This window comes from Streptomyces sp. NPDC059743, from assembly GCF_042732975.1.
In the GTDB taxonomy this organism is placed as follows: domain Bacteria; phylum Actinomycetota; class Actinomycetes; order Streptomycetales; family Streptomycetaceae; genus Streptomyces.
The window spans coordinates 1-20,645 of sequence record NZ_JBHWGS010000028.1; the positions used below are offsets into that span (position 1 = coordinate 1).

The 20,645-nt window shown below is 69.8% G+C and carries 17 protein-coding genes; 10 read left to right on the top strand and 7 right to left on the bottom strand.

The genetic code is table 11. From position 1 onward, the window contains the following. The first annotated feature begins 502 nt into the window (after nucleotides 1-502). On the top strand, nucleotides 503-2,134 hold the full coding sequence (locus ACFV6H_RS35610; RefSeq protein WP_385550737.1) for a chitinase: 1,632 nt from the start codon (nucleotides 503-505) through the stop codon (nucleotides 2,132-2,134). Nucleotides 2,135-2,349: 215 nt separating this feature from the next. On the opposite strand, the gene ACFV6H_RS35615 is transcribed toward ACFV6H_RS35610, so the two are convergent. Continuing rightward, nucleotides 2,350-3,744 (bottom strand): Nramp family divalent metal transporter, encoded by a 1,395-nt coding sequence (locus tag ACFV6H_RS35615; protein ID WP_385550739.1) that lies wholly within the window; start codon nucleotides 3,742-3,744, stop codon nucleotides 2,350-2,352. 214 nt (nucleotides 3,745-3,958) lie between these two features. Here ACFV6H_RS35615 and ACFV6H_RS35620 point away from each other — a divergent pair, with 214 nt between their 5' ends. Then, nucleotides 3,959-6,082, top strand: coding sequence for a serine/threonine-protein kinase (locus tag ACFV6H_RS35620; protein WP_385550741.1), 2,124 nt, complete (start codon nucleotides 3,959-3,961; stop codon nucleotides 6,080-6,082). A 64-nt stretch (nucleotides 6,083-6,146) separates the two neighbouring features. On the opposite strand, the gene ACFV6H_RS35625 is transcribed toward ACFV6H_RS35620, so the two are convergent. The 4 genes from ACFV6H_RS35625 to ACFV6H_RS35640 all read right to left on the bottom strand — a co-directional run bounded on the left by ACFV6H_RS35625 (nucleotide 6,147) and on the right by ACFV6H_RS35640 (nucleotide 10,179). After that, nucleotides 6,147-7,619 carry a GntP family permease gene (locus ACFV6H_RS35625; RefSeq protein WP_384982272.1) on the bottom strand — a complete coding sequence of 491 codons (1,473 nt, stop codon included), beginning with the start codon at nucleotides 7,617-7,619 and terminating at the stop codon, nucleotides 6,147-6,149. 142 nt (nucleotides 7,620-7,761) lie between these two features. Next, the gene (locus ACFV6H_RS35630) at nucleotides 7,762-8,187 is read right to left on the bottom strand and encodes a RidA family protein (RefSeq protein WP_093597118.1); all 426 of its coding nucleotides are present in this window, start codon (nucleotides 8,185-8,187) and stop codon (nucleotides 7,762-7,764) included. A 7-nt stretch (nucleotides 8,188-8,194) separates the two neighbouring features. Next, a complete protein-coding gene (locus tag ACFV6H_RS35635) occupies nucleotides 8,195-8,962 on the bottom strand; it encodes an IclR family transcriptional regulator (RefSeq protein ID WP_385550744.1) in 768 nt (255 codons plus the stop codon). After that, complete coding sequence (locus tag ACFV6H_RS35640) at nucleotides 8,959-10,179, bottom strand: sugar kinase (protein ID WP_385550746.1); 1,221 nt, start codon at nucleotides 10,177-10,179, stop codon at nucleotides 8,959-8,961. Before ACFV6H_RS35640 ends, ACFV6H_RS35635 begins: the two co-directional genes overlap by 4 nt. A gap of 138 nt (nucleotides 10,180-10,317) precedes the next feature. Between ACFV6H_RS35640 and ACFV6H_RS35645 the strand changes: the two genes are divergently transcribed. From ACFV6H_RS35645 to ACFV6H_RS35655, 3 genes are all read left to right on the top strand, one after another. Further along, on the top strand, nucleotides 10,318-11,682 hold the full coding sequence (locus ACFV6H_RS35645; protein WP_385550748.1) for an alanine racemase: 1,365 nt from the start codon (nucleotides 10,318-10,320) through the stop codon (nucleotides 11,680-11,682). Between the two features lie 11 nt (nucleotides 11,683-11,693). Next, on the top strand, nucleotides 11,694-13,337 hold the full coding sequence (locus tag ACFV6H_RS35650) for an amidohydrolase family protein (RefSeq protein WP_385550750.1): 1,644 nt from the start codon (nucleotides 11,694-11,696) through the stop codon (nucleotides 13,335-13,337). A gap of 120 nt (nucleotides 13,338-13,457) precedes the next feature. Continuing rightward, nucleotides 13,458-13,634, top strand: a complete 177-nt coding sequence (locus tag ACFV6H_RS35655) for a hypothetical protein (protein WP_385550752.1) — start codon at nucleotides 13,458-13,460, stop codon at nucleotides 13,632-13,634. 224 nt (nucleotides 13,635-13,858) lie between these two features. Here the strand turns inward: ACFV6H_RS35655 and ACFV6H_RS35660 are convergent, their stop codons facing one another. Further along, nucleotides 13,859-14,206, bottom strand: a complete 348-nt coding sequence (locus ACFV6H_RS35660) for a DoxX family protein (protein WP_385550754.1) — start codon at nucleotides 14,204-14,206, stop codon at nucleotides 13,859-13,861. Nucleotides 14,207-14,407: 201 nt separating this feature from the next. On the opposite strand from ACFV6H_RS35660, the gene ACFV6H_RS35665 reads away from it, so the two are divergent. After that, nucleotides 14,408-15,268, top strand: coding sequence for a helix-turn-helix domain-containing protein (locus ACFV6H_RS35665; RefSeq protein WP_385550756.1), 861 nt, complete (start codon nucleotides 14,408-14,410; stop codon nucleotides 15,266-15,268). A gap of 140 nt (nucleotides 15,269-15,408) precedes the next feature. Here ACFV6H_RS35665 and ACFV6H_RS35670 read toward each other — a convergent pair whose 3' ends face one another. Further along, the gene (locus ACFV6H_RS35670) at nucleotides 15,409-15,558 is read right to left on the bottom strand and encodes a hypothetical protein (protein ID WP_385550758.1); all 150 of its coding nucleotides are present in this window, start codon (nucleotides 15,556-15,558) and stop codon (nucleotides 15,409-15,411) included. A gap of 577 nt (nucleotides 15,559-16,135) precedes the next feature. On the opposite strand from ACFV6H_RS35670, the gene ACFV6H_RS35675 reads away from it, so the two are divergent. From ACFV6H_RS35675 to ACFV6H_RS35690, 4 genes are all read left to right on the top strand, one after another. Beyond that, a complete protein-coding gene (locus ACFV6H_RS35675) occupies nucleotides 16,136-16,882 on the top strand; it encodes an XRE family transcriptional regulator (protein WP_385550760.1) in 747 nt (248 codons plus the stop codon). 148 nt (nucleotides 16,883-17,030) lie between these two features. Then, nucleotides 17,031-18,467 (top strand): aldehyde dehydrogenase, encoded by a 1,437-nt coding sequence (locus ACFV6H_RS35680; RefSeq protein ID WP_385550762.1) that lies wholly within the window; start codon nucleotides 17,031-17,033, stop codon nucleotides 18,465-18,467. Nucleotides 18,468-18,707: 240 nt separating this feature from the next. Continuing rightward, complete coding sequence (locus ACFV6H_RS35685) at nucleotides 18,708-19,919, top strand: pyridoxal phosphate-dependent aminotransferase (protein WP_384982244.1); 1,212 nt, start codon at nucleotides 18,708-18,710, stop codon at nucleotides 19,917-19,919. 119 nt (nucleotides 19,920-20,038) lie between these two features. Further along, nucleotides 20,039-20,461: a hypothetical protein gene (locus tag ACFV6H_RS35690; protein ID WP_385550764.1), complete on the top strand. Its 423-nt coding sequence runs from the start codon at nucleotides 20,039-20,041 to the stop codon at nucleotides 20,459-20,461. The last annotated feature ends 184 nt before the right edge of the window (nucleotides 20,462-20,645 follow it).

Genomic DNA, 20,645 nt, shown 5'->3' on the forward strand with positions numbered 1-20,645 from the left:
AGCCCGCACCCGCATAAGCCACTTCGCAGCACTTCGCCCCGCCGCATCCGGCGGGGCGAAGTAGCCAGACCCCGAATTAACCAACAGCGTCCGCACCTGCGGTCGGGGCGCTTCCATCTCCGTCCCACTCGCCGAGCGCACGGACGCGGCGCGGTCGTGGACCGGTTCGGCTGCTCCGCCGTCTACGGCCGGTGTGTGACACGCGCGCTCGGCATCTGCGCCGGCCCTCACGGCGGCGGCTTCCCCCAACCCCTCTAAGCGCGGCCGGCGTTGTGACGTGCGGTGGGGTGGTTTCTGTATACGACCTTCTGCCAGAGGTCTTGACAAGTTGATTGGTCTGGACCACCTTTACGCCCGACGGTGGCCACCGTTCCCCCTTTCGGTACCTCCATCCCCGAACCCCCAGCGGAGGCAGCAAGTGGAACGTGCACCAGACGGCAGAGGTCGCATACGGACCTGGATCGGCGGGGCGGTTGCCGTGTTGGCCGCCGGAGCGCTGAGTGTGACCGGGCTTTCCGGGAGTGCGCAGGCCGCGGATATCAATGTCGCCAAGAACGCCGGTTACGAGTCCGGGCTCGCCAACTGGACCTGTTCCGCGGGCAGTGGAGCCACCGTCGGCTCGCCCGTGCACGGTGGCGCCGCCGCGCTGCGCGGTACGCCCGCCGGGCAGGACAACGCCAAGTGCACCCAGGCCGTCGCCGTGCAGCCCAACTCCACCTACACGCTCAGCGCGTGGGTGCAGGGCGGATATGTGTACCTCGGCGCCGAGGGCACCGGTACGACCGATGTGTCGACCTGGACCCCGGACAGCTCCGGCTGGAAGCAGCTCACGACCACCTTCAGGACCGGTGCCTCCACCCGGTCCGTGACCGTCTACACCCACGGGTGGTACGGCCAGACGCCCTACTACGCCGACGATCTCTCCGTCTTCGGCCCCGACGGCGGCGGTGGCAGCGATCCCGGGCCGCAGATTCCCGCCGCGCCCGGCGGTCTCGCCGTCGGCTCCGTGACCTCGTCGTCCGTGACGCTCAACTGGAGCGGTGTCTCCGGCGCGACCGGCTACAACGTCTACCGCTCCGGTACGAAGGTCCAGTCGGCGACCGGCACCTCCTCGACCGTGACCGGGCTGGCCGCGAACACCTCGTACGACTTCCAGGTCACCGCGACCAACGCGGCCGGTGAGTCCGCGCGTTCCGCCACGGTCACCGGAAGGACCGCGCAGGGCGGCGGCAACCCGCCCGGCAATCCCGCGGTGCCGAAGCACGCGCTGACCGGCTACTGGCAGAACTTCAACAACGGCGCGACCGTCCAGAAGCTCCGTGACGTCCAGTCGCAGTACGACATCATCGCCGTGTCGTTCGCCGACGCGACGGCCACGCCCGGTCAGATCACCTTCAATCTCGACCCGGCCGTCGGCTACGGATCGGTGGCCGACTTCAAGGCGGACATCGCCGCGAAGAAGTCCGCGGGCAAGTCGGTGATCATCTCGGTCGGCGGCGAGAAGGGCAATGTCACGATCAACAGTGACGCCTCCGCCACCGCCTTCGCCGACAGCACCTACGCGCTGATGCAGGAGTACGGCTTCAGCGGTGTCGACATCGACCTCGAACACGGCATCAACTCCACCTATCTGACCAAGGCCCTGCGGCAGCTCTCCGCGAAGGCCGGCAGCGGACTGGTGCTGACGATGGCGCCGCAGACCATCGACATGCAGTCGACGTCGGGCGAGTACTTCAAGACGGCGCTGAACGTGAAGGACATCCTCACGGTCGTCAATATGCAGTACTACAACAGCGGTTCGATGCTCGGCTGCGACGGCAAGGTCTACTCCCAGGGCTCGGTGGACTTCCTCACCGCCCTCGCCTGCATCCAGCTCGAAGGCGGCCTCGACCCGTCGCAGGTCGGCCTCGGAGTGCCCGCCTCCACGCGTGGCGCGGGCAGCGGCTATGTCGACCCGTCCATCGTGAAGAACGCGCTGGACTGCCTCGCCCGTGGCACCAACTGCGGTTCCTTCAAGCCCTCCAGGACGTATCCCGGTATCCGTGGCGCCATGACGTGGTCCACCAACTGGGACGCGACTGCGGGCAACGCCTGGTCCAACGCGGTCGGCCCGCACGTCCACGCGCTGCCGTAGCAACGCCGTAGCGCCACCTCGGTAGCACGTCCGTCGCATCTCCGTCCGTACCGCCAGTAGCACCTGCCTGTACGTACACGGCAGTGCCGCCGCTCCCCCGGCGGCGCTGCCAGGGAGCCCCCAAGCCCCTCCGAGCCCCCCACAGGGCCGGCAGCGCCGTCGAACCCCACCCGACGGCGCTGCCGTGTGTCCGGCCCCATCACGTTGTGCGGCAGCTACCAGGGAAGGTCCCTTATCTGCTGTACGCACAGCACCACGAACAGCAGCCCGGCCGCCGCCAGCATCACATTGCTCAGCACACCGTTGCGCCATTCCCTCGGCGTACGGGAGGAGTTGAGCAGCCAGACCAAGGTGAGCGCGAGGAACGGCATGAAGAACGCGCCCAGCACGCCGTAGACCACCACCAGGCCGAACGGCTCGTCCAGGAAGAGCAGCGAGATCGGCGGAAAGGTCAGCCAGAGCAGATACACCCGGAACCAGAACGAGCGTTCCCGCGTGCCCGACGCGATCATCTGCGCCGTGTCCTCCCGGTCGACGCCCATCCGCTCCCGGATGAAGCGGTCCACGAAGTCGGCGAACATCAGGCTCACTCCGTGCCAGACACCGATCAGGGACGAGAAGGACGTGGCGAAGAAGCCGACCAGGAAGAGCTTCGCGGTGACGGAGCCGAAGCGGTCCTCCAGGACCGTGCCGAGATCGATCAGCCCCTGGTCCCCCGAGGTGAGGGCGATCTGGGACGAGTGCAGCAGCTCGGCCCCGATGATCAGCATGGCGATCACGAACAGCCCGGTGGTGATGTACGCGACGCGGTTGTCGAGGCGCATCACCTTCATCCAGCCGGAGTCGGTCCAGCCCTTGGCATTCACCCAGTAGCCGTACGCGGCCATGGTGATCGTGCCGCCCACCCCGCCGATCAGCCCCAGGGTGTAGAGGAGCGAGCCGTCCGGCAGGACCGGAGCGAGGCCCGCGAACGCGGCGCCGAGGTCGGGCGCGACGCGGATCGCCACGTACACCACCACCACGAACATCACGCCGATCAGGACGGTCATGGCCTTCTCGAAGACGGCGTACCGGTTGAACCAGACGAAGACCAGACCGATCAGACCGGTGATGACCGCCCAGGTCTTGAGCCCTGGCCCGTCCGGGAAGAGCGCCACGATGGGCAGGGCGCTGGAGGACATGGCCGTGGCGCCGTAGACGAAGCCCCAGACGAGGACATAGACCGCGAAGTAGACGGTGGTCCAGTTGCCGAGGCTGCGCCAGCCGTCGAAGAGCGTACGGCCGGTGGCGAGATGCCAGCGGCCGGCCGCCTCGGCGAGGGAGATCTTCACAAGGCAGCCGATCACCGCCGCCCAGAGCAGGGTGTAGCCGAACTTGCTGCCCGCGATGAGCGTCGCGACCAGATCGCCCGCGCCGACGCCGGTCGCCGCGACGACGATCCCGGGACCGATGTACGTCCAACTCGACTTGTGCGGACGGGAGATGGACTCGCCGAGGTTACCGGCGCCGCTTGCTTTGCTTGTCCCGTCGGTCTCACCGGCTCCGGCTCCGGCGCCTGCGCCTGCGCCAGTCGCGCCCTTGTCGCCCGTCGCACCCGTGGTGTCCGCCATTCGTATCGTCGCCTCCCACTCGACCCCCCTCATGTGACCCACGTCACCAAAGCGGAGCAACGGTGATCGCGCAAGACCGCGTCCGGCCCGGCGGACGCGTCGGGATTCCGGATCCGGTGAATTCCCTGCCCGTGGCGGGAACGGGCCGTACGCGCCAGGCGTGTTATGCACCGCGCACCGGAATCGACCGGGGATCTGCGGGGGGAGTTCTGGCATGTCTGGCATGTCCGGGGTGAAGATCGAGCGGCTGGGTACGGACGACCCGGCGGCTCTCGGCCCGTACCGGATCATCGGCAGGCTCGGCACGGGCGGAATGGGCCGGATCTATCTGGCGCGCTCCGGCCAACGGCTGGTCGCGGTCAAGACACTGCTCGCCGAGGGAATCGTCAGCGATGTCGACCGGCGCCGGTTCGCCCGTGAAGTGGCCGTGGCCCAGCGCGTCGACAGCGGCTATACGGCCCGGGTCCTGGACGCCGACGCCGAGGCGGCCCGGCCGTGGATGGCCATCGAGTACATCGCCGCGCCGTCGCTCGCCGAGCTGGTACGGACGGCCGGACAGCCACCGGCCTCGGCGGTGCGCTGGGTGGGCGCGGGAGTGGCCGCCGCGCTGGTCGCGCTGCACGGCGCGGGCATCGTCCACCGTGACATCAAGCCGCCGAACGTACTGCTCCCGCTGAACGGCCCGCGCGTCATCGACTTCGGGATCTCCCACGCCAGCGATCTCACCCGGACCAGCCTCACGCTCGGCACGATCGCCTTCACCTCGCCCGAACAGGCGAGAGGCGAGCCGTCCACAGCGGCCTCCGACATCTACTCGCTGGGCGCGACGCTCTTCCATCTCGCCGTCGGCCGGCCGCCGTACGCCCATGACGGCGACACGCTGGGACTGCTGGCCCGGGTGGCCAGAGGCGAACTGGAGCTGAGCGGGCTGCCGCGCGAGCTGGACCAGCTCATACGTCCCTGTCTGGCGGCGGATCCGGGCGCCCGGCCGCGGCCCGCCGATGTCCTCGCGCAGTTCAAGGCCGCTCTCGTCGGGCTGCCGGTGTCGGACAGTGGCCGCCGATGGCTGCCGCCGCGCTGGACGGCGCTGATCGAGGCGTACGACCAGCAGGGCCGGAGGCTACGGGAGGGCGGCGGGCCCGGAGCGGCGCCGGGCGCGGGACCCGACGATCCGACCGCGGACCAGCGTACTCACGGCGTACGGGAACCGGACCCGACGCGCGAGTACACCGAGGCCCGCGCCGAGGCGGCGGAGAAGGCCGAGCGGGAGAAGGCGGAACGGGAACGGGCCGAGCGGGAACGCGAGCGCGCCGCCCGCGAGCACGACCGCGCGGAACGTGAACGGGCCGAGCGCCGGGCCCAACGGGAGCGCGTGGCACGGGAGATGGCCGAGGTACGGGCCGAACAGGAACTCGCGGCCCGCGAGCGGCTCGAACGGGAACAGGCCGAACGGGCCGCACAGAACAAGGCCGGGCAGAAGGACGCCAAGGCCGAGGGCCGGTCACGGGCGGCGGGATCGGCCAACAGCCAGGGCTCCACCGGGCAGAGCTCCTCAGGACAGAGCTCCCCCGCCGGATCCCGCCCAGCAGGCGGACAGCGCCCGGCATCCGCCGCATCCGCTGCATCCGCCGCCACCGCCCGGGCGGCCACGACGAGCCCGGCGACTCCGGCCAAGAAGTCCTCCGGCAGCGGTGTGTTCCTCCTCATCGTCGCCTTCGTCGTCATCTTCATCTGGCGCCCTTGGGAGTCCGAGACCTCCAGCACCTCGTCCTCCGGCGGTTCGTCGTCATCGAGCAGCGGGAGCTCCTACGGCGGGAGTTCGTATCCCAGCGACACCTCCGCGACGCCCACCCCGAGCGCCGTCGACCTCGCCTTCCGTGCCGTACGGACCGGAGAGTGCCTCAGCTCGCACGACGACGGCTTCGGACGCTGGAGCGACGCCGTACCGAAGCGTGTCGACTGCTCGGCGCCGGAGGCCTACAACCGCGTCGACCAGGCCGTCTCGGACGCGGACAGTTCGGACTGCGACGGCGGCGACGACCAGCAGACCTGGACGAACAGCGGCGACGACGGTGTGACCACCACGCTCTGCGTCTCCCGCAAATACGCTCCGGGCCAGTGCTTCGTCGCCAAGAAGAAGGACAACCGCGTCGGCGCCGGCCGTCTCCAGACCGTATGGAGCTGCGGCGCCGACTCGGTGCCCGAGGGCTACGCGTACATCATGCAGATCACCGGCTACTACGGGATGCCGTCGGACGGCAGCGACCCCAACTGCCCGGACTACTGGTGGGAGGTGGACGACGACGAGAACTACGTCTGCGCGAAGGTCACTTCATGACCGTCGGCCCGTCCCGTACAGGAGCCGCCGGACAGGGCCACCGGACAGAGCCGCCGGACAGGCCCTAGATCACCAGACTCAGCAGCGCCGCCACGACGAAGCCCGCCACCGACAGGACCGTCTCCAGCACCGTCCAGGACTTCAGCGTGTCGCGCTCCGAGATGCCGAAGTACTTGGCGACCATCCAGAAGCCGCCGTCGTTGACGTGCGAGGCGAAGATGGAGCCCGCCGAGATCGCCATGATGATCAGGGCGAGATGCGCCTGCGAGAAGCCCTGGCCCTCGACCAGCGGGACCACGATGCCCGCGGTGGTGACGATCGCGACCGTCGCGGAGCCCTGCGCCACGCGCAGTACGACGGAGATCAGCCAGGCCAGCAGGATGACCGGCAGCCCGACGTCGTTGAAGGTGTCGGCGAGCGCGTCCGCGATACCGCTGCCCTTGAGGACCGCGCCGAAGACTCCGCCCGCGCCGACGACCAGCAGGATGTTGCCGACCGGCTTGAGCGAGGACGTGGAGACCCGCTCAAGCGAGGCACGGGACCAGCCCCGTCGGATGCCCAGCAGGTAGTACGCGAGCAGCAGCGCGATCGTCAGCGCCACGAACGGATGGCCGAAGAACTCGATCACCGAGCGACCGGTCGACGGATCCAGCGCGATGGACGAGAAGGTCGCGAGCAGGATCAGGACCAGCGGCGTACCAATGATCGCGAGTACGGTCCCGAGCGCGACGGGCCGCTCCTGCGGAGTGACACCGGAGGCCCGCTGCTCGGCGGCGACCGCGGCCTTGGCCTCCGCCGCTGCCTCGACCATGTCCTGCGGAACGTCGACGAACAGCCGCTTCCCGATCCACGCGGCGTAGACCCACGCGGCGAGCACGGCCGGGACGCCGACGACAACGCCCATCAGGATGACCCAGCCCAGATCCACCCCGAAGAGCCCGGCCGCGGCGACGGGTCCGGGATGCGGCGGCAGAAAGGCATGAGTCATCGAGAGACCGGCGAGCAGCGGCATCGCGTACAGCACGACCGACTTGCCCGAGCGCTTGGCCGCCGCGTACACGATGGGCGCGAGGACGAAGATGCCGACGTCGAAGAAGACCGGGACACCGAAGACGACACCGGTGACACCCATGGCGAGCGGCGCGCGCTTCTCGCCGAAGAGGTTCAGCAGCCGGGCGCTCAACACCTCGGCGCCGCCCGACACTTCGAGGATCGCGCCGAGCATGGTGCCCAGCCCGATGATGATCGCGACATGGCCGAGGATGCCGCCCATACCCGTCTCGATCATGGAGACGGCGGCGGACTTCTGGACCGTACCGAAGAGTTCGGTGACGGAGAGACCGGCGGCGAGGCCGACGGCTATGGAGACACCGAGGAGGGCGACGAAGGGCTGGAGCCTGACCTTGATGATCAGGAGGAGCAGCAGGGCGATACCGAGGGCGGCGACGGTCAGCAGACCGGCGGTGCCGTCGATGAGGAGCAGCAGACCACCGGTGTGGGGCGGTGTCTCGGGTGGCGCGTCGGCGGCCAGGAGCATGGGGGGACCTCTGTTCAGGGGATACAAGGGCATACGGCGGTGGTGTGCGGAGGCAGGCGGGATCGCGGTACGGCGGCGCCGCGTGGGCGATCGCCGTACCGGGGTTCGGGTTTCAGCAGCGATGGAGAGGCTCAGGGGACTCTCAGCCGAGGACGGCGAGCGCGTCGATCTCGATCAACAGGCCCTTGGGCAGGCCCACATAGACCGTCGTACGCGCGGCAGGCGCCTCCTTCAGGCCCTGCTCCTCGAAGTACGCGTTGTAGATCGCGTTCATCTCGGCGAAGTGGTCCACGTCGGTGAGATAGACACGCATCATCATCACGTCGTCCCAGCTCGCGCCGCCCTCCTCCAAAATCGCCCGGACATTGGCGAACGTCTGGAGTGTCTGCTCGCGCAAGGTCGGTCCCGCGACCGTGGGCGCCTGGCCCTCGACGGCGGGCAGGAAGCCGACCTGGCCCGCGACCTGGAGGATGTTTCCCTTGCGGACGCCGTGCGAGAACTTCGCCGGCGGAGCGGTGTGGGTGGCGGGCGTGAGAGCGGTCTTCTCGGTACCGGTCTTCTCGGTCATGCGGCACTCATCCTTTGGTGGCGTCCTTGACGGGCGTACTGCCGGAGTACTCCCGGCTGATGGCATCCGCGGTACGGCGTACCAGCGGAAGCAGAGTGAGGAGTTCCTCGGCGGTGACCACGACGTTCGGCGCGGAGACCGACATGGCGGCGACGGCCCGGCCGTCCGTACCGCGGATCGGCGCGCCGACGCAGTTGATGGACTCCTCGTGGCCACCGAGATCGGTGGCCCAGCCCTGTTCGCGCACGGTCGCCAGCTCCTTGAGGAAGGCGGCGGCGTTCGGCGTCGAACGGGACGTGTAGGCGGGATATTCGAGCTTCTCCGCGACGGCGCGGCGCTCGGGCTCGGGAAGGTCGGCGAGCAGGAGCTTGGCCACGGCGGCGACGGTGATGGCGACGGGCTTGCCGATCCGTGAGTACATGCGGACCGGATAGCGGCTCTCGACCTTGTCGATGTAGAGGACCTCGTTCTCCTCGTACACGGCGAGATGGACGGTGTGCCCGATCTCCTCGTTGAGCGCGGCGAGGTGCGGATGCGCGATCTCGCGTACGTCCAGGTTCTCCACGGCCTCCTGCGCGAGCGCGAAGAGCCGGGCGCCGAGGCGGTAGCGCTGGTCCTGCTGACGATGGACGAGCCCGTGCTCGTGGAGCGTACGGAGCAGCCGCAGCGCGGTGGACTTGTGCACACCGAGCCGGTCCGCGACCTGCCCGAGATCGGCTGGTCCCTGGGCGAGCAGCGGAAGGATGCTCAGCGCGCGGTCGACCGTCTGGCTCATGGTGTACGTACCTCCTGCTCCGTGGCCTCCGTCCAGCCGGGGCCGAGACGAAGTCTCCCCCACGCGCCGTCGTCGAGTCCCGCGAGCCGGTCGGCGTCCGCGCGCGCGGGCGGCGCGCCGAGATCGCCGGGCACGGTGAGCGCGGCGGCGGCCATGAGATGCCCGTGCCGCAGCCGCGCGGCGGCGGGCAGCCCGCGCAGCGTCGCGGAGAGAAACCCGGCGGCGAAGGCGTCCCCGGCCCCGACGGGCGCGACGACCTCGACACGGAGGGCGGGCACGGAGACGACGGTGTCGCGCCCGTACGCCGACGCGGCGGTCGCGGTCCGGCCGCCAGGACCCGTCCGACCGCCAGGACCAGCGTCCGGGCCCGCCTCGGCCGTACGCCCGGGACCGCGCCCGGCCGCCGACGCGCCGGGCACGGCGCCGAGAGCCGACGACTCAGGCCCCGGCGCCAGCTCCGGCCCCGGCCCCGGCCCCGGCCCCGGCTCGCGCGTGTAGACCGTCGCTCCCGCCGCGCCCCGTTTGATCACCAGAGTCCGTGGCTCGGGCAGCGCGGCGCGGATCGCCTCCGCGCCGTGCAGGTCCCAGGCCGCCGCGGCCTCGTCCTCGCCGACGAACACCACGTCGGCGCCGCGCGCGAGGTCCAGCAGCACGCGAACGCCGGACGGATCGCGCCACAGATTCGGGCGGTGGTTGACGTCGAAGGAGATAAGCGGACGCCCGGGTACGCGCGCGGTCAGCGCGCGCATCAGGGCCAGGCAGTCGTCCGAGAGCGCGGCGGTGATACCGGACAGATGCAGCAGCGTCCCGGACCACAGGTCCTCCGGCGCCATGTTCTCCGGCGACATCGCGGAGGCGGCGGAGCCCGCCCGGTAGTAGACGACCTCGTGCGCGTCGGTGGCGCGGTCCGTCGCCGTACGGAAGTAGACACCGGTGGGCCGGTCCGGGTCCCGGCGCACGCCCGAGGTGTCGACTCCGTAGGCCGCGACCGAGCGTACGAGATGGTCGCCGAAGCCGTCGGCGCCGACCCGGCTGATCCAGCGCACCCGGTGCCCGGCCGCCGCCAGCGCGCAGGCGACATTGGACTCGGCGCCGCCGATCGTACGGTCGAAGGACGGTACGTCCGCGAGCGGGCCCGGGCGCGAGGGCAGGAAGGTGACCATGGACTCACCGAGACAGACGGCCTCCGCGTGCACCTGCGGAAGGGTTCCGGTCACGCTGAGGCTCCTCGCCGCTCGGGATGTTCAATGAGGTCATTGACCCGCTGTCGCTCGGATGTTAAACAGCGGTAAGCGTTATACGCAATGGTCGTTGCAGATATTGCAACGACACTGTCAAAACTACGGGAGGCACCCATGGCGGCAGGCACAGGCGTGGCGGGCACAGGCAGTGGCAGTGGCAGTGGCAGTACGGACAGGGCGCTCGGCGACGAGCGCGTCGACCACCGCTTCAAGGGCCTCCCGCCGGACGCCGAGGGCCTCACCGTCGCCGCGCTCGCCGCCCAGCGCCGCTCCCTCTTCACCGGCGGCTTCACCACGCCCGTACTCGCCCTCTCCGCCGAGTCGGTCGAGCACAATCTCGCCCTCCTGGAGTCCTACTCCGCGCGCCACGGCCTGGCCTTCGCGCCGCACGGCAAGACCTCCATGTCACCGCAGCTCTTCGCGCGCCAGCTCGACCACGGCGCCTGGGGCATCACCGCCGCCGTTCCGCACCAGGTGCGCGTCTACCGCGCGTTCGGCATCCGGCGGATCTTCCTCGCCAATGAGCTGGTCGACGCGGCGGCCCTGCGCTGGCTCGCCGCCGAGCTGGACCGGGATCCCGGCTTCCGGTTCCTCTGCTACATCGACTCCGTACGCGGTGTCGAGCTGATGGACGAGGCGCTGCGGGCGGCGGGCGCCGTCCGGCCGGTGGAGGTCGTGGTCGAACTGGGCGCGGGAGAGGGCGCCCGTACCGGAGCCCGTACGGAGGCGGAGTGCGCGGCGGTGGCCGACGCGGTGGCGGCGGTGGCGACTCTGCGGCTCGTCGGCGTCGCCGGTTACGAGGGCGAGGTGCCGGCGGCCGACGGTGACACAGTCCGCGCGTGGCTGCGCCGGCTCGTCGCGCTGGCGGCCGACTTCGACAAGGCGGGCCGCTTCGAGGCCCGGACGGCGGACACGCACTCGGGCACGCCCGACGAGATCGCCGTCCCCGACGAGATCGTCATCAGCGCGGGCGGCAGCGCCTGGTTCGACGCGGTCGCGGACGTCTTCGCGGAGATCCCTCCGCTCTCCCGTCCCGTGCTCAAGCTGCTGCGCTCAGGTGCGTACATCTCGCACGACGACGGCCACTACCGCCATCTCACGCCCTTCAACCGCGTCCCCGAGGAGGGCGCCCTCCAGCCCGCCTTCCGGCTCTGGGCCCAGGTCGTCTCCCGTCCCTCGCCCGCCCAGGCCTTCGTCAACGCGGGCAAGCGGGACGCGGCGTACGACCTGGATCTGCCCGAGGCCCAGGTCGTACGGGACGGCCGCACCGGCACGATCCGCCCGGCGGCCGGTGTCACGGTCACGGGCCTGTCCGACCAGCACGGCTGGCTGACCACCGCGCCCGAGGCGGAGCTGGAGGTCGGCGACTGGGTGGGGATGGGGCTGTCGCATCCGTGCACCTCGTTCGACAAGTGGCAGCTCATTCCGCTCGTGGAGGCGGACGGCACGGTCACGGACCTCGTCCGTACGTTCTTCTGAGAGGGCCGGTCATGGATCTCGTTCTGCGGGACGCGCGTGTCATCGACGGTACGGGCGGCCCTTCGTACCGCGCGGATGTGGGCATCACGGACGGCCGTATAGCCGCGATACGCAAAGAAGCGGACGGCGGCGCCCGGCTCACCGGTGGCCGCCTCACCGGCGCCCAGGTCCTCGACGCCGACGGGCTCGCCCTCTCGCCCGGCTTCATCGACATGCACGCGCACAGCGATCTGGCGCTGCTGCGCGATCCCGACCACTCCGCGAAGGCCGCGCAGGGCGTGACGCTGGAAGTGATCGGCCAGGACGGTCTGTCGTACGCGCCCGTCGACGACGCGACGCTGGCGCAGGTGCGGCGGGCGATCACCGGCTGGAACGGCGGCGCGCCGGAAGACACGAGCGTCGACTTCGACTGGCGCACGGTGGGCGAGTATCTGGACCGGCTCGACCACGGCTTCGACGGCCGTGGCATCGCGGTCAACGCCGCGTATCTGATCCCGCAGGGCACGGTCCGTATGTACGCGGTCGGCTGGGACGACCGGCCCGCGACCGAAGCCGAACTCGCCCGGATGAAGCGACTGGTGGCCGAGTCCATGGAGCAGGGCGCGGTCGGGATGTCCTCCGGGCTGACGTACACGCCCGGGATGTACGCGGACGACGCCGAACTGACCGAGCTGTGCCGGGTGGTGGCGGAGTACGGCGGCTACTACTGCCCGCACCACCGGTCGTACGGCGCCGGTGCGCTCCAGGCGTACGAGGAGATGGTGACGCTCACCCGGCACGCGGGCTGTGCGCTCCATCTCGCCCACGCCACCATGAACTTCGGCGTGAACAAGGGCAGGGCGCCCGAACTGCTCGCGCTGCTCGACCGGGCGCTGGACGCGGGCACGGACATCTCCCTCGACACCTATCCGTACACGCCCGGCTGCACCACGCTCGTCGCGATGCTGCCGAGCTGGGCGAGCGAGGGCGGCCCGGACACGATCCTGGAGCGGCTGCGGGACGAGGCGGCGGCGGAGCGGATCCGCCACCATCTGGAGGTCGTCGGCTCGGACGGCTGCCACGGTGTGCCCATCGAGTGGGACACGATCGAGATCTCCGGCGTCTCGGCGCCGGAACTCGCGGGCCATGTCGGCCGTACGGTCGCGGAGTCGGCGCGGGCGCGCGGCGAGACGCCCTGGACGACGGCCCGCCGGCTGCTGATCGAGGACCGGCTGGGCTCGACGATCCTCCAGCACGTGGGCCACGAGGAGAACGTCCGCGCGATCATGCGGCACCGCGTCCACACGGGCGGCAGCGACGGCATCCTCCAGGGCGCGAAGCCGCACCCGCGCGCGTACGGCACGTTCCCGCACTACCTGGGCCGGTACGCCCGTGATCTGGGCGTCCTTTCCCTGGAGGAGTGCGTGGCCCACCTCACCGGCCGCCCCGCCACCCGCCTCCGCCTCCCCGACCGCGGCCTGATCCACGAGGGCTACCGAGCCGACCTGGTCCTCTTCGACCCCACAACGGTAGCGTCAGGCTCCACCTTCGCTTCCCCCCGCGTCCTCCCGGTGGGCATCCCCCACGTACTGATCGACGGCCGCTTCACCATCAAGAACGGCCACCGCACGGACGTCCTGGCGGGCCGATCCGTACGACGGTCGGCGGCGCGGTAGCCCCGCGGGGCGGGTCGGTACGGCGCTGAGCGCAGGAGGGCCGGGCCTGCCGGACCGGTGAGTGCACCGGGATCGGTCGGCCTGACCGTCGGAAGTCGGAGAATCGGGCAACCTGGCCTCATGAAAGCAACGCACGGCGGCGGGCGCCCGCCGGTGATCCCGCAGGTTCCGGCAGCCAACGGTACGGATCTCGCCGACCTCCTCGACCGCTTCGCTGGCACGCTGGACGACGACTTCGAGGACGACGTCCGGAGCACCCGCTCCCTGCTGACCACGGAGGACTCGTGGAGCGCGTGACCCGGGACACGGTCATCCCGATCGCCGCCCAGCGCGGCGAGGTCAGTCTCCCGGCGGGGCCACGCCGGCCGGACGACGACGTCTGCGTCCCCGCCGCGCGGGGCGCACGATCTGATCATCGCCGCCACGGCGGCAGCGACCGCCCGCACTGTGGTGACGCTGGACGCCAAAGCCCGGTTCGGCGACCTGCCCGGCATGAATGTGCGCGAAATCCCGGCGTGAACTCAGACCGAGGCCAGGCGGAGGATCAGCGCTGCGACCGCCAGGAGGAAGATGACGACCACCGGGGCGATCGCGTAGTCCTTCGCTCGGAGGTGGTAGATCGCCGCACCGATGAAGTACAGGGTTACGCCGATCGCCGCCGCCGCGCCCAGCGGGGCGAGCCAGAGGCCGATCAGGAGGCCTATCGCGCCCGCCGACTTCAGCGTGGCGAGGCGGGGGAGCCATGCGTCCGGGACGCCTACTTTGGTCATTGAGCCGACGACCGCCTCCTGCTTGGTGAAGGTGGCGAACGCGGAGCCCGTCAGGACGGCGGCGAGCAGGATGCCGACAACGGCGTAGGCGATGAACACGGATGACCCCTCGGAACGGTGTGCGTGCAGCGGCGTGTGTGAAGAACCACAGCAAAACCACAGAGGGGCTCCGCCGGTCGCGGGCCCCCGGGTCAACGTGCCGCAATCCGCCGCCCCGAGGAACACCCGGCCGAGGCTAGTAGTGACAGGGCTACCATCCGGCGGCTCCCGGCGCGCGGTCCGGCCGGTACATTGCCTGGCGTGAGCGACAACGAGCTGGGCCTCTTCCTGCGCGCCCGCCGCGAGTCCGTCACCCCCGCCGAGGTCGGGCTCCCGGACGGCAGCCGGCGCCGTACGCCCGGGCTGCGCCGTTCCGAGCTGGCCACGCTCGCCGGTATCAGCGTCGAGTACCTCGCCCGGCTCGAACAGGGCCGGGACCGTCATCCGTCCCCGCAGGTGCTCACGGCGCTCGCGGACGCCCTGCGGTTCACCGACGACGAGCGCTTCGCCCTGCTGCACCGCGTCAAGGCGACCAGCGACACGCTCAAGCTCTGCCCGGGCGCGGGCCGCCCGCCCGCCAGGACCGTACGTCCCACCCTGCGCGCGGTGCTCGACCGGCTGGAGCCCACTCCCGCCGTCCTGCTGAACCGGCTGACCGAGGTGCTCGCCTTCACCAGCGGTTACGAGCAGCTCGTCCGCCCGCTCGGCCTGTTGGACTCGCCCTCGCCCAGTCTCGTCCGCTACGTACTCACCGATCCCCGGGCCCGTACCGCGCACCCCGAGTGGTCCCGCGCCGCCGACGAGCAGGTCGGCCGGCTGAAGACCGGCTCCGTACCGGACGATCCGCATCTCGCGACGCTGGTGGAGGAGCTGACGCTCATCGTGGGCGCGCCGTTCACCGAGCGCTGGGCCGCCGCGCCCCGGATGAGGTCGAATCCCAGCGGGTGGCGGCTCGTACACCCGGGCGCGGGCGAGCTGCGGCTGTTGGACGAGACGCTCGAACTGCCGGAGGCCGAGGGCCAGCGGCTGCTGATCCATCTGCCCGCCGACGAGGCGACGTCCACGGCCCTCGACACCCTCACCGGCCGCCGCCCGGGCGCCCTCCGCGCCGTCGCGGGCTGAGTCCGGCCCCACACAGCCCCCGAGGACGGGCAAACCAGCAGGTCAGCGCCGCGAATGAGCCCCGCCCATGTGCCAGATGCGACGCACGGACGGGGCCGGACCGAGGTCGAGTCACGCCGATCGGGCACGTCTCCCCGTGGCTACTCGTGTTGTTCGTGCTCGATCGCCTTGGCGCAGTCTTCGTGCACGTACGCGTACCAGCCGGGACCGGAGGGAGCGTCCCAGTACATCCTGCGGTGGGATTCCTCCGGTTCCACGGGCCAGTGGCACGCGTAGCAGCGCTGCGTCATGTCACCACCGCCGCTTCCTGTTGGCCCTGAGGTTTTCCTTCTCCAGCCGGGACCGAAGGCGCTCCATGGTCGGGCTGTGGGACCTGTCGTCGGCCCGTGGGTGGTCTGCCCGGGGCTTGGCTCGTTCGGGACACTCCTCCCCCAACGGGCACTCGCACGGAGGGAACTTGATGCCCGGCACGAACGGGAGATCTCCGCTTTCGAGGCTGTCGCCGGTCATGTGCTTCGCCGGACGCGAAGCCGCACGGTGTCGTTCTGCGGCGGCGTGAACTCACGCCGCCGGGAACGGGCGGTGGAAGGCATCTGGTGCCCAACAGGCGCCCTCCGTAGGCAAGTTGAGAGCAGTAAGAGGGCAGCTGTTTGCCGGATAAACTTTCGCATGTCGGCGCTCCTTCGCGGCGTTGACCATGCCCCCGGGCCGTTAGCGCGGTCGCGGGGTGCTTCCGTCTGGTCATGCTGCCGACCCTTGCGGGACGTATCCGCCCAGGTCTCAGGACAGTTGGCCGTTTCACCGCTACCGTGGAAGAACGCCCAAACGTCCGAGGGGAAAGTCTTGAATACGGCTCTACGGTCAGCTATGCAGTCCGCTGGACTGTCACCACGGCAACTCGCTGCCCGGGTGGGCGTCTCAGGGAAGACCGTAGAGCGATGGGTAGCGGACGCCGAGTTGATTCCGCACGCCAGAAACCGCGAGGATGCCTGCAAGGCATTGGGAGTTGACGAAGAGATGTTGTGGCCGAAGGCGGTAAAGGACAGGATCAAGACCGGCGATGACCGAGAAATCATCCGCTCCTACCCCTACCGTTCTTCCTGTCCGTCGACAGTGTGGGGTGAACTGATCGCCAACGCCACAGATGATCTGTTCTTCGCTGGGTACACGAACTACTTTCTGTGGCTGGACCAACCGGCATTCGTGACGACACTCCGCAGGAAACTGGACACCGGATGTCGTGTGCGGTTTCTACTGGGCGATCCTGACAGCGAAGCAACCCGTAACCGGGAAACCATCGAAGATGTGGCGCTCACCGTTTCCACGCGCATCCGAATCACCCTTGAGCACCTGGGCAAGCTTGGGCCGTACGAGGGGCTCGAAACGCGCTTTTCGACACCAGGGGACGCGGCGAATCACGTCTCCTTGTCGGTGTTCCGGTTCGACAACGATGCCCTCGTAACACCGCACCTTGCACGGCTGGTCGGTCACGACTCCCCACTCCTGCACTTGCGCAAGCACGGCGACGGAGGCATGTTCGACAGGTTCAAGGAGCATGCAGAGGAACTTTGGTCGAGGGGCCTGCCGATACACCGCGTTCCCGCCACGCAGTAATTCACATCACCCCGGCATCCCCGGGCGCGCCCGCCGCCCTCGCTGCATCTTTGCGGGCCGCCCCGACCGACCGTACCCTGAAAATCACTGAAGAAATCACCGAAAGTCCCTCCGCGTAGCCGCGTCACCGCAGGAAGGGAAATGCGTCATGGAAATGAATCGCCTTTACATCGGAGGGAATTGGGTCCAGCCGTCCACCGACCGTAAGATCACCGTCACCTCCGCCAGTGACGGAAAGCCTCTGGGCGCCGTGCCGGAAGGGATGGAGGCCGATGTCGACCGTGCCGTCCACGCCGCCCGGACCGCGTTCGACACGCCCGGTGGCTGGCCTGACTGGCCACCGGATCGCCGCTCCGCGGCCATGCTGCGGCTCGCGGACGAGCTGGACGGCAGAAGCGGGGAGACGGCGGAGAGCGTCAGCGCGCAGAACGGTATGCCGATCTCGTCCGCCAGCGCCTTCGAAGGCGCCGTGCCGGCCATGCTGCTGCGGTACTTCGCCGAGCTCGCCTCCAAGACTCCGGAGGAGGAACAGCGCGACGGGATACCCATGGGAACGACCACCGTGCGGCGTGAGCCGGTGGGCGTGGTGGCGACGATCATGGTCTGGAACTTTCCTCAGGTGATCGCGTTCTTCAAGGTGGCGCCCGCTCTGGCGGCCGGATGCACGCTCGTGCTCAAGCCCGCGCCACAGGCGGTGCTCGATTCGGTCGTGCTGGCCGAGGCCGTCGACAAGGCGGGCATCCCCGAGGGCGTGGTCAACATCGTGCCCGGAGGGCCCGAGACCGGGGCCCATCTCGTCACGCACCCCGGTGTCGACAGAGTGGCCTTCACCGGTTCGACGGCCGTGGGACGCCGGATCGCGTCCGCCTGCGGGCAGTTGCTGCGACCGGTCACTCTCGAACTGGGAGGAAAGTCGGCGGCCGTCATCCTGGACGACGCGGACCTGGCGGCACATGCGGAACAGCACTTCGCCGCGAGCTTCCTCAACAACGGTCAGACCTGCTTCGCGTCCACCAGGATCCTGGCGCCGCGCAGCCGTTACGGCGAGGTCGTGGACTTCCACACCGCGCTGGCCGGTGGTGCGACCGTGGGCGACGCGCTGGATCCCGCCACACAGATCGGCCCGCTGGTCAGTTCGCGGCAGCGCGAACGCGTGGAGGGATACATCGGCAGGGGCCGGGCCGAGGGCGCGCGTCTGACCACCGGAGGAGGCCGCCCTGCCGGACTCGAACAGGGCTGGTTCGTCGAGCCGACCATTTTCGCGGACGTCGACAACGCGTCCGCGATCGCGCAGGAAGAGATCTTCGGCCCGGTCCTGACGATCACCGGCTACGACGACGAGGACGACGCGGTACGCATCGCCAACGACTCGCCGTACGGGCTCGCCGGCACCGTCTGGACGACCGATCCCGACCGGGGCGACCGCGTGGCCAAGCGTGTCCGGACGGGCACGATCGGCATCAACGGATATCTGCCGGACATCACCTCCCCCTACGGCGGGAGGAAGGACAGCGGACTGGGCCGGGAACTGGGCCCCGAGGGCCTGCGCTCCTTCCAGCAGCTCCAGTCGATCTACCATCCGTGAGCCGCTATTGAGCCACCCGTGAGCCACCCGTGTGGGCCGCCCTTGAGCGGAGTCGCGCGCCGTCGGGTGAGCGGCGCGCCGTGCCGCCGTACCGGGCCCGCTCCGTACCGCACACTCCACCGCACACTCCCTCTCTCCGCGCCTCCCGGACTCCCCCGCCCGCCCCGCAAAATCCCTCGCACGGCTGACGTGACCCGAAACACCACGCGGGCTCCGTTACGCGGCCGTAAGCTCGCGGACATGCAGGTCATCCAGTCGACGAAGCTCGCAAACGTCTGTTACGAGATCCGGGGCCCCGTCCTCGACGAGGCGACGCGGATGGAGGCGGCAGGCCAGCGCATCCTCAAGCTCAACACCGGCAATCCGGCCGCCTTCGGCTTCGAGTGCCCGCCCGAGATCCTCGAAGACGTCCTGCGCAACCTCGGCGACGCACACGGCTACGGCGACGCGAAAGGGCTGCTCTCCGCCCGGCGCGCGGTGATGCAGCACTACCAGACCAAGGGCATCGAGCTGGACGTCGAGGACATCTACCTCGGCAACGGAGTCTCCGAGCTGATCCAGATGTCGATGCAGGCGCTGCTGGACGACGGCGACGAGGTGCTCGTACCGGCGCCCGACTATCCGCTCTGGACCGCCTCCGTCTCCCTCGCGGGCGGCACGGCCGTGCACTACCGCTGCGACGAGCAGGCCGACTGGATGCCGGACCTCGCCGATATCGAGCGGAAGATCACCGACCGCACCAAGGCGCTCGTGATCATCAATCCGAACAATCCCACCGGCGCGGTATACAGCGACGAGATGCTCACCGCCCTCACCGAGATCGCCCGCCGCCACCATCTCGTCGTCTGCTCCGACGAGATCTACGACCGGATCCTGTACGACGGCGCCACCCACACACCCACCGCCGCCATCGCGCCGGATCTGCTGACGCTCACCTTCAACGGGCTCTCCAAGAACTACCGCGTGGCCGGTTTCCGCTCCGGCTGGCTGGCGGTCTGCGGCCCCAAGGCGCACGCCGCCTCGTACATCGAGGGCCTGACGATCCTGGCGAACATGCGGCTGTGCGCCAATATGCCGTCCCAGCACGCGGTCGCCACCGCGCTCGGCGGCCGGCAGTCGATCCAGGAGCTGGTGCTGCCCGGCGGCCGGATCCTGGAGCAGCGGAACACCGCGTACGAGCTGCTCACCCAGATCCCCGGCGTGACCTGCGTGAAGCCCAAGGGCGCGCTCTATCTGTTCCCGCGGCTCGATCCGAAGGTCTTCAAGATCAAGGACGACCGGCAGATGGTGCTCGATCTACTGCGGGCGGAGAGGATCATGGTGGTGCACGGTACGGGCTTCAACTGGCCGGAGCCGGACCACTTCCGGATCGTCACCCTGCCCGCCGTCCAGGACCTCACGGACGCGGTGACCCGGATCGGGAACTTCCTGGACGGTTACGCGCAGCCGTAGGGCGAGCGCGTACAGGCGTACACCAGAAGCTCCCGGACCGCAAAGCTCCCGGACCGCACTCAACTTTAGACTGAATCCAAGGTAGGATGGTCTCCTGACGTTGCCAGGAGGCCATCCTCATGTACGAACCGATCCGCGCGAAGTCGGTCCACTCGATGGCCGACCGCGCCGATTTCCCGCACCGCAGCCGCGAGGAAGAGCTGAACATCCAGCTCGCAGGACATCTCGCCGCGCTGCTCGCCGTCACCGACGAGCTGGGCCTCGAAGAGCCCGCCGAGTGCATCGCCGGGCAGATCGCGCGGCTGCGCGGCACGCCGCCGGACCGCCGTGCCGGGCTCGTCGGCGCCGACCGGACCGCTCTGCACCGCCGCGCCCTCGCCCTCGCGGGCCGCGCGCTGGTGGTGGCCGCCTCGCGCGCCGACACCGCGGCAGCGATCCTCTCGGCCGAGCGCATGGACGCGCACACCGCCGCGCTGAACGAAGCGCCGGCCACCGACGGACCACCGGCCACCCAGGACCGGCACCTGCTCGCCACGCCCTGACGGCCCCTGACGGCCCACCCCGGGCCGGCTACCTACCGGCGCCTCCAGTCGATCTTCGTCTGAGCGACTGAGCGACGCCACCGCCACCATGGGCCGACCTGACCGGTATGAACCCTGCGTTCCGGTTCCTTACCGGGATGGGTACTTCACCCGGCGTACACCCAACTCCCCCCGGAATGTGGGT